This window comes from Endozoicomonas sp. (assembly GCF_031844845.1).
GTDB lineage: Bacteria > Pseudomonadota > Gammaproteobacteria > Pseudomonadales > Endozoicomonadaceae > Endozoicomonas.
This window is the reverse complement of the sequence record NZ_JAVRMB020000395.1, coordinates 1-9,096: the sequence shown is the minus strand read 5'-3', so window position 1 is coordinate 9,096 and position 9,096 is coordinate 1. Positions and strand designations below refer to the sequence as shown.

General features: G+C 46.4%; 8 protein-coding genes. 4 read left to right on the top strand and 4 right to left on the bottom strand.

Annotated elements, in window-relative coordinates; genetic code table 11:
- Positions 1 to 244: 244 nt before the first annotated feature.
- The gene (locus tag RM811_RS21835; RefSeq protein ID WP_402528380.1) at positions 245 to 985 is read right to left on the bottom strand and encodes a substrate-binding periplasmic protein; all 741 of its coding nucleotides are present in this window, start codon (positions 983 to 985) and stop codon (positions 245 to 247) included.
- A 185-nt stretch (positions 986 to 1,170) separates the two neighbouring features.
- Between RM811_RS21835 and RM811_RS21830 the strand changes: the two genes are divergently transcribed.
- Entirely contained in the window at positions 1,171 to 1,794 is a 624-nt protein-coding gene (locus RM811_RS21830; protein WP_402528377.1) for a phosphoadenosine phosphosulfate reductase family protein, read from the top strand.
- A 68-nt stretch (positions 1,795 to 1,862) separates the two neighbouring features.
- Here the strand turns inward: RM811_RS21830 and RM811_RS21825 are convergent, their stop codons facing one another.
- Positions 1,863 to 2,171 (bottom strand): BolA family protein, encoded by a 309-nt coding sequence (locus RM811_RS21825; RefSeq protein WP_402528374.1) that lies wholly within the window; start codon positions 2,169 to 2,171, stop codon positions 1,863 to 1,865.
- Between the two features lie 262 nt (positions 2,172 to 2,433).
- On the opposite strand from RM811_RS21825, the gene RM811_RS21820 reads away from it, so the two are divergent.
- A complete protein-coding gene (locus RM811_RS21820) occupies positions 2,434 to 3,912 on the top strand; it encodes a hypothetical protein (protein WP_402528372.1) in 1,479 nt (492 codons plus the stop codon).
- A gap of 5 nt (positions 3,913 to 3,917) precedes the next feature.
- Here the strand turns inward: RM811_RS21820 and RM811_RS21815 are convergent, their stop codons facing one another.
- Positions 3,918 to 4,460 carry a 2Fe-2S iron-sulfur cluster-binding protein gene (locus tag RM811_RS21815; RefSeq protein ID WP_402528369.1) on the bottom strand — a complete coding sequence of 181 codons (543 nt, stop codon included), beginning with the start codon at positions 4,458 to 4,460 and terminating at the stop codon, positions 3,918 to 3,920.
- 532 nt (positions 4,461 to 4,992) lie between these two features.
- On the opposite strand from RM811_RS21815, the gene RM811_RS21810 reads away from it, so the two are divergent.
- Positions 4,993 to 6,513, top strand: a complete 1,521-nt coding sequence (locus tag RM811_RS21810; protein WP_402528366.1) for a fumarate hydratase — start codon at positions 4,993 to 4,995, stop codon at positions 6,511 to 6,513.
- A 308-nt stretch (positions 6,514 to 6,821) separates the two neighbouring features.
- Here RM811_RS21810 and RM811_RS21805 read toward each other — a convergent pair whose 3' ends face one another.
- A complete protein-coding gene (locus RM811_RS21805) occupies positions 6,822 to 7,772 on the bottom strand; it encodes an integron integrase (RefSeq protein ID WP_402528363.1) in 951 nt (316 codons plus the stop codon).
- Between the two features lie 310 nt (positions 7,773 to 8,082).
- Between RM811_RS21805 and RM811_RS21800 the strand changes: the two genes are divergently transcribed.
- Entirely contained in the window at positions 8,083 to 8,904 is an 822-nt protein-coding gene (locus tag RM811_RS21800) for an RES domain-containing protein (RefSeq protein ID WP_402528360.1), read from the top strand.
- The last annotated feature ends 192 nt before the right edge of the window (positions 8,905 to 9,096 follow it).

The following is a 9,096-nucleotide window of genomic DNA, read 5'->3' as shown; positions in this document are numbered from 1 at the left end:
TCTGTGGTTGGGTCCTGGCGCTACCACGCAGGACCCACAGGGCCTAAAAGCGTGGGAGCGAGGAGGGTTTTGCGACAACCGCCTTCGCGAGGATGACGGTCGGGGGGTGTTTTGCCCTTTTGCGACACCCTCCTTCGCGGGAAAGACGGCCATGGTATAAATCGGTATTTAAGACCTTTTGCGACAATCTCCTTCGCGGGGATGACGGTGGTAGCCTGTCTAAAGCTACCCCTGATATATCAGACTATTGATTATAGCTATCAATCATTTTCTGGATTTCACCGGACTGGTGCATGTTTTGTAATTCAGCATTCAGGGCAGAGATAATGGTTGGATCGGTATCTTTATGCATGGCCAACCACAAACCACTTTCGTTGAATGTATGGATGGGCTTAACCGGAATATTAAAATTAGCTGCAGTGTAGGGACCGGTCAGTGAGCTGGAAGCCCAGAGATCAATTTTACCCGGTTTCAACTTTACGACATTGACTGAATCACTCTTTGCTGGAATAACTTCAATCTGATTATCCCGCAGGTGATCGGTAATAGCGTCAAACTCGTAGGAGCCTACCTGATAGTTCTTAAGCTCATCTAATGAGTTAATGGTTAGATCGCTGTCCTCTGGAGCAAGGAGAACCCAGTCTTCCTCGTACAATGGTCCTACCCACTGGAATTCATCCTCTCTTTCTGATGTTCGAAAGGTAGAGTAGACACCATAGCCTGAGGTGTCTTTTGCGCTGTTATAGGCTTTGTCCCAGTTGCTCATCAGGGTGAAGGCGGCTTCGTACCCGGTGGTTTCAAACAGCTTTCTCATAATATCCGTGGCAAAGCCGGAAACCCGATCATTCCTGGCATAGGACGTGCCATTATTGGTCATATTAAGTGGTGGGAAGTTCTCAGTTAGCAGTTGAAAACTGGTGGTTTGAGCATTACTGGTTAATGAGCAAAACAGTAAGAAGAAAAATGGAATGCGTCGAAACTTCATTGCGATCCCTACAGCCTGAAAATATTGTTCGAGGATTTATTGCAGGCTATCGTAAGCGAAAGAAAGAATCCGTGAAAACCGGATAATGATATTCCGTAATATTTATAGTCCATATTAGTCTTTGTGGTTATAAGGTTGGGATCTTATAGTCCCATGACTCAGTTATGGATTTTATGGGGCAAATAATGAATCCGGAGAAGATCAATCAGGAGCTGTCGACACTGAGCCCACAGGCCATTATTCAGTGGGCTCTGCAGCGGGCCAGCCAGCCGTTGTTGACAACAAACTTTGGCCCGCACGAGGCTGCCATTCTGCATATGGCTACTCAGATTAAGCCGGGTATTCCAGTGGTCTGGATCGATTCAGGGTATGGTACCCAGTCAACCTATCGTTTTGCGGATCAGCTGATTCGCCGGTTGAAACTCAATATTCAGGTTTTTCACCCGCAATTCAGTCGAGGTTTTCGCGATGCTATCTATGGTGGCGTGCCGGAGGTGGATACTCCTGAACATGATGAATTTACCCGTCAGGTAAAACTTGAACCTTTTGGCCGAGCGATGAAAGCCTCATCTCCAGATTACTGGCTGACCGCGATCCGTAAGGATCAGACAGAGTTTCGGCAGAATCTTGAGGTGGTAAGCCTGACCAGAGACGGCTATTACCGGATTGCACCTTTACTTAACTGGAATGAGCTGGATGTTGAGGAGTATCTGGTGGCGCACGATTTGCCCATTGAAGAAGATTACTATGACCCTACCAAGGTTTATGGGCATCGTGAATGTGGGTTACACACATCGGTATCTGGTTAGCGCAAATTTTTTATAGCCTGTTCATCGGACTGTAAAGCCTGATGAACATCTGAAATACCCGCACTTGATTACTTTTTGCTGCCGCCTCGGCAGTCTGGCGTTGCGGGCGCGGACTGGTTTCTCGCTCGCCACTCAGTTGGCGTGTAAGTGTGAAGTGCCAGGGCGTGAATCTGTTCTCTTAATTCGTCAGCCAGCAGGCTGTATATGATCTGGTGCCGTTTAACCGGCAGTTTTCCCTGGAACTCCTCACTGACAATCACCACTTTAAAGTGGGATTCAGAGCCCGGTGGAGTATTGTGCAGGTGGCTCTCATTGGCCACATCAATGAAGTCATTGTGCAAGGACTCATTGAGCTTGTTGATAATATTTTCTCGCATTCCCATACATCACCTCTTTAGGCCCAACCGTCCCAGCCATAATCATAATCAAGAATGACAAGGTGTTCATCTTATTCATCACCTTTGTGTGACATTATATAACGCCCTTCTTTCAGGCTGTAGATCATTCGCTTTCTTGCGTATGGATGATTCCACTTCATGGTCTATGCTCATACCACCCTGGGCAGATGCACTCTGTTTTATGTGCTCTCAGGCTATACGGCGAAGTTCCTCTTTTACGTTAAACAAGGGTGTAGATATCATGGGATATCCGGATATAAGTTTTGCTGGCAAGGCAGCAAAATTTGCCATGTCAACTTTGGCAACGGCAGTGATAATTACTGCTTCTTCAGCCATTGCCCATGGGAAAGAAGCCGTCAAAAGTGATAAAAGAAATATTGTGCCTCCCTATGCCGCTCGGGACAATAATACAGTATGCACAGGATGCAAAAGTCGAAATAAGCCTATAAATATAAGAGATAATCGCAACCTGCAGGATCTGAGTGTTTCCAAAGAGTTTAAATATTATAAGCAAATGGATTCGCTTGATCTGGCAGATCCGGAACAGGCAGATACCTTTCTTCGGTTTATGGATATTCGCCTGGCGGAAAAGGAGCTTAATGAGGAAGTGCTTCTGGTCAGTCACAATAAGCCGGTAATGAAAGATCCTGAAAAAATCGATAAACCCAAAAGAGTTGATAAAAAGAAAGCTGAGCGTATCTCTTCTTTAAAAGAGCGGCAGAAAGACAGAGGAAAGACGATAGCGTCAAAAGGGCCAGTAGAAAGGAAAGGGGTTGATAAAGAGAAAGAACAGGCCAGAATGGCGCGTGTTATGGAACGGCGTAAGGCCAGGGAACAGGCCAAAGCAGAAGAAAGACGCAAGGCAGAAGAAAAAGCAAACCCCGGAAAGCAGAAAGCTGAAGAATTGAACTTGGCAGAGGCGGAACAGAAGCACAAGGCAGATGAAAAAGCAAAGACTGAACAGAAAAAAGCTGAAGCGCAGGCATTAGAGAAAAAAAGCAAGGAAAAAAAGCAGGAGCACACTAGTAAAGACAGTGGGAAAAAGTGTCCTCTGGAAGAAAAGAAAAAAGAAGAGGCTGCACGGTTAGCGAGAAAACAAGAAGAACAAAAGGATGAATCAGTACAAAAGCCTGCAGTTGATATTCTTCCTGATAGAAGCATTACTTATCAGATCGCTTCTGATGAAGAGGCTGCGATCATTAACTTCGATCAAGCCATAACACAACGATTTAAATCGGCAGGCTCTTATCTCGACCAGGGGGAAAATGGCAATAATATCGTTAAAGATAACCAGGGAAGAGAATTTCTTAATGTTATGGCGTTCTGGGATGTAATGGTAGAGCCGTTAAATGATGGTGAGAATCGCTATTATGGCAGCATTCAGTTTCCCCTTGGCAGTCGGCATCCCGTCATTGTTAACAGTATAAAATCGGGTGATACGCTGGGAATGGGCTGTAAGGCCAATGAAGTGGTGGTGTTAAAGGGCTTTGAGACAGAGGGAGTCGATTATAAGCATGGCCTGATTGATGCCTATCTTGCGTATTCGGTGGTAATGCCTGATGGCACCGTGGCTTTTCAGGAAGCGGTGCATCAGCCTTCATTCAGTCTGATCAATGTTGAAACGGGTTGTATGCCCCGTGATATGTTTTCCAGAAGTGATGTTGATCCCGAAAGAATGGGGCATGATAAAACGGTGCATGCTTTGCCAGTCAAAGAATAGGGGGGTTAACCGTTCTTTATGACCATCAGGCGGTCACCGGTTCTAGCCTGAGAATGAATCCAGACGCTGAATGGGTTCCCGCCTGCTGATCTTCTGATTACACACTCCAGTGTCTGCAATGCTTCACTGACGACAGTGACTGGATAACTGGCTTCAAAACCTTCATTACAGATAAACGTGACATATTCTCCGGCATTCACCTCAAAAGGCAAACGGGTGGACACTTTTATTTGAACTTCGGTGGAACTAATAGGCGCTATATCGGTAAGAATGCCGGGGACTTCATCCCGTGTTGGCAGAGTCAGTTCAAGGTTTTCAGTGACCACTGTCTGGCAGGCGAGAATATACCCATTTTTAATCTGCTCGGGCGTCAGGGAGGTCTGGCCTTCTACCGACGCAGAGCCCGATGTAACCCGGAGCATGCAGGAGTGGCAGATCCCGGCTCTGCAGGAATAGGGAGCCCTGGCATTCTGGCGCAACAGGCCATCCAGAAGATTCTCTTCTTCATCGAGTGGGTAGCTGTTGCCCTGAAACTGGATAACCGGCACGTGGAGAATCCTGTTTATTGTTCTGAAATGACGTCTTAGGGAAGCTTCTATTAAATATACCACCGTCATCCCCGCGAAGGCGGGGAATCCACTGCGTGGTAGATTCCCTCCTTCGAGGCTGTCGCAAAAGGCCTTAAATGCCGATTTCTACCCCTCCGTCTTTCCCGCGAAGGCGGGAAACCATTTCGAGAGTGGGAGTCTATCTCGAATAGTGGATCCCCACCTGCGCGGGGATGACGGCCGGGTGTTAATTTACCCTTTTGCGACCCGCCTTCGCGGGAATGACGGAGGGCTGATACTTTATACAATGCCACTTCCGTTAAACGATTGCGTGAAGTGTACATCCCGTGAGCGCCTTCTACAAAAATAGACTTCTGCTGTTTTCAATAAAACTTTACGCCTTATGCGGTTAGTCAATGTTATTGGCTTTTGGCATGGGTATAATCCATGCCTAATAATAAATACCCGATGGGGTTTGCCTTCCGTACTGGCAAGGTCAGGTTGTGAAATAAAATTGAGGGGTGGAAAACCAATGAGTGTTGTTATTCGGGAAGATGATTTAATTCTGAGTGTTGCGGATACGCTGCAGTTTATTTCCTACTATCATCCCATTGATTTTATTGATGCGGTTCACGAAGCCTACCAGAAAGAAGAATCCAAGGCCGCTAAAGATGCTATGGCTCAGATTCTGGTGAACTCAAGAATGTGTGCCATGGGCAAACGGCCTATTTGTCAGGACACCGGTATCGTCACGGTCTTTGTGCGGGTAGGTATGAACGTTCGTTTTGATACTGACCGTTCCATTGAAGACCTGATTAATGAAGGGGTTCGTCGGGCCTATACCCACCCGGATAATGTACTCCGTGCCTCCGTACTGGCCGACCCTGCCGGTGCCCGCACGAACACCAAAGACAATACACCGGCGGTTATCCATATGACCATTGTGCCCGGTGACACCGTAGAAGTGGAGCTGGCCGCCAAAGGTGGTGGCTCTGAAAACAAATCCAAAATGGTCATGCTCAACCCGTCTGACAATATTGTTGAATGGGTGAAAAAGACCGTACCTACCATGGGGGCGGGCTGGTGTCCTCCCGGAATGCTGGGTATCGGTATTGGCGGTACTGCTGAAAAGGCGATGCTGATGGCCAAAGAAGCCCTGATGGAGCCTATTGATATTCATGAGCTCCGTGAGCGTGGCCCGCAAAACCGTGTGGAAGAGCTGCGTCTGGAAATTATGGATGAAGTTAACAAACTGGGTATTGGTGCCCAGGGCCTGGGTGGCCTGACCACGGTTCTTGATGTCAAAATCAAAGACCACCCTACCCATGCCGCCTCACTGCCAGTGGCGATGATTCCAAACTGTGCGGCAACCCGTCATGCTCATTTTACCCTGGACGGTAATGGCCCTGTATATCAGAAAGCGCCAAACATTGATGACTATCCGGAAATCAGCCTGGATATGGGGGAAGGGGTACGCAAGGTTAATGTCGATAACCTGACTCACGACGACATCAAGAGTTGGCAACCAGGCGACACTGTTCTTTTATCTGGCAAGATTCTGACCGGACGTGATGCTGCCCATAAACGGATGATCGATATGATTTCCAGGGGTGAAGAGCTGCCCGTTGATTTGAAAGGTCGCTTTATCTACTACGTTGGCCCGGTTGACCCGGTACGTGATGAAGCGGTTGGCCCTGCTGGCCCAACCACCTCAACCCGCATGGACAAATTTACCCGCACCCTGCTGGAAGAGACCGGGCTTGCCGGTATGATCGGTAAGGGAGAGCGCGGCCCCGCTGCTATTGAAGCCATCAAGGATAACGAGTCCGTCTATCTGATTGCCGTGGGTGGCGCTGCCTACCTGGTATCTCAGGCGGTGAAAAAAGCTGAAGTGCTGGCTTTCCCGGAACTGGGTATGGAAGCCATCTACGAGTTTGAGGTGGAAGATATGCCGGTCACTGTTGCTGTTGATAGCAGAGGTGAGTCTGTTCACCAGAGTGGCCCGCAGATCTGGAAAAAGAAGATAGAAGAGCAGGTGCTTAAAATTAAATAAACCTCAGAACCTGTGAATGTGACCTCTGTGAGAAAGCAGAGGTCTCACAAAGTAACATCAGAGGGTGTATTAAAAGAGAGAAGCCTTGCGCTGAAGCTATCAACGGTTGTGATAAAAGTTATTGATAGGACGTGAAAATATACGGGTTCGACAGTACTATTACTGCCAAATGAAAATACACGATGATAGCCGTTTAATCATCCTCACTACTCCTGAAACAGGCTGGAGGGGCGGTAGCGTGGGGGGGGAGATCAGAAGAGTAATTCAATGTCAGTCACGTCACCCGGTTACCGTACCCGTAATCAAAACTAACGATCCGCCGGACTCAAGACAGCTCGCCCACCCCTGTTAAGAACATGGGTGTATATCATGGTGGTATTGACGTTGGCATGACCCAGTAATTCCTGCACCGTTCGTATGTCATAACCACTTTCCAACAAGTGCGTGGCGAAACTGTGCCGGAAGGTGTGACAGCTGGCATGTTTGTGCACCCCAGCCTGTCTTACCGCAATTTTGACCGCTGCCTGAATGCTTCGTTCATTGATATGATGCCTGCCCACTTTCCCTGTTCGAGGGTCTTTGCTGAGCTGGGAGCTGGCGAAAATAAATTGCCAGGCTAACTCCTTTCCTGCGGTAGGGTATTTTCTGGCCAGGGCATGAGGAAGGTGAACAAAGCAAACACCTTCATCAAGGGCTTTCTGGTGTAATAAACGGGATGATTCTATGTGATTTTTAAGAGCCTCAATGGTGATTTTTGGTAGCAGGGTCATTCTATCTTTGCCGCCCTTGCCATGGCGCACGGTAATTTCCATTCGGCCAAAATCAACATCCTGAACCCTGAGCCGTAAGGCTTCTTTTAATCGTAACCCGGCACCATACATAAGCTGCGATACCAGCAGTGGCGTTCCCTTCAGGCAGCCAAGTACAGAATTTGCTTCTGCCACTGAAAGCACCACGGGCAACTTTGCCGGGCGTTTAGCCTTGAGCCAGTCAGAGATAGTAATTTTTTCACGACCAAGAACCTGTTTGTACAAGAAAACAAGAGCGCTCAGTGCTTGTTGCTGTGTACTGACAGCCACGTGTTTTTCCATAACAAGATGTGTGAGAAAGTCACGAACATCATCGCCGGACAGCGTTTCCGGGTGACGCAGGTTATGATATTTAATGAATCTTTTGATCCAGCTCCAGTAGGAGCGCTCAGTGGTAAGAGAGTAATTTGCCGAACGAATGACTATTTGAAATTTTTCTTGTAGGCGCATTGGTACTGACTTAACTGTATTTATATACAGTTAAGTTAGTTCGTATAAGCAGATTTTCAAGGGTTATCCTAACTGGTTGTTTTAGATGGATAATTCCTGTTAAATGACAGGCTTGCTTGCTTAAGCGAAAAATATACAAATTACGAAAGGCGAAAGCCAAAATATACCATTTAAGGGTTGCTGTAGAGCTGGATCCCTGTTAATTCAAGGCTTTCAAGCAATTCGCCTTTGGCGATCTACAGTTTGTTATGCGAAAGTGATTCGTATAAGCAACTGTTAGCAGTCCAAGTAATATTGAGTTTTGAACCATATGACGGCAAAAATCAAAGTTATAGAAATTAACTGGCTCCAGGATTTTTCACGTTCGGTGATTTCCGAGAAAGACCCAGTAGCTATTGAACAGAAACTATCTTGGTTTCTAGGATTTTATGATGTAATAAATTATTCACTAGCCTACGATAGAGCAATTTGGCGTGCAAGAATATGTGAGACTCCTCATGGCTATAGCAATGTAAAAGAACTTTCTCATCCACCAAAACACTTAACCAATGCGGGTAGGCTCAACAACCCTTCAGAGCCGATATTTTATGCTTCCTTTCACAATTATGCGGCTTTAGAAGAGGTAGGTGCTAAAGAAGGTGATCATGTGCATCTCGCTGGTTATAAAATATGTGATAAGAGAAAAATTAGGGGTTGTATAGTTGGCGAAATACTAAATATTCATCGATCAGGAAGAGCCTCAATGTCTGAGGTAATGGAAAACGAATTAAATAAAATCTTAAATAAGATTCCGCATAAAGCTGGTATGAGCTATGTGTTTATGGATGCGTTCTTAGCATCAATTTTAAGAGATAAGGATGCACCTAAAAATAATTATTTACACTCGAGGATTCTGGGTAAACTGCTTCTTGAAAGCGTAAAAGGCTTAGACGCAATCTTCTATCCCAGTGTGGCACTTGAAAGTGCAATGAACATTGCAATTAAAACTAATGTTGTCGAAAGTGCATTAAGCATGACGGGAAACAGTGTTGTTAGAATAAACAAAAAATATGACTATGGAATATACGACTTTAGCATAATAAGAAATGCAAAGGGCCAATTCCATGACGGAACCATAGTATGGGGTGAATAATGCTAACAAGTGCATCCAGCGGACGGCGCTAGACGCGCCGCCGCTTATGCAGGCGTTATGTGTTACTCGTCTAATTTCTTTAAGCACTCACTGGCTCGGCGATGGTGATCTTTCCAGTCTGTGTTTTCAGCTATACATTTAAGTGTGCGTTTGGCTGAATTTAATTGCTCAAGTAGATGAGCCTCGTAGATT

Bases quoted from the DNA above. Each gene is read 5' to 3' on its own strand.
- RM811_RS21835 (WP_402528380.1), bottom strand. From the start codon at position 985: ATGAAGTTTCGACGCATTCCATTTTTCTTCTTACTGTTTTGCTCATTA.
- RM811_RS21830 (WP_402528377.1), top strand. From the start codon at position 1,171: ATGAATCCGGAGAAGATCAATCAGGAGCTGTCGACACTGAGCCCACAG.
- RM811_RS21825 (WP_402528374.1), bottom strand. From the start codon at position 2,171: ATGCGAGAAAATATTATCAACAAGCTCAATGAGTCCTTGCACAATGAC.
- RM811_RS21820 (WP_402528372.1), top strand. From the start codon at position 2,434: ATGGGATATCCGGATATAAGTTTTGCTGGCAAGGCAGCAAAATTTGCC.
- RM811_RS21810 (WP_402528366.1), top strand. From the start codon at position 4,993: ATGAGTGTTGTTATTCGGGAAGATGATTTAATTCTGAGTGTTGCGGAT.
- RM811_RS21805 (WP_402528363.1), bottom strand. From the start codon at position 7,772: ATGCGCCTACAAGAAAAATTTCAAATAGTCATTCGTTCGGCAAATTAC.
- RM811_RS21800 (WP_402528360.1), top strand. From the start codon at position 8,083: ATGACGGCAAAAATCAAAGTTATAGAAATTAACTGGCTCCAGGATTTT.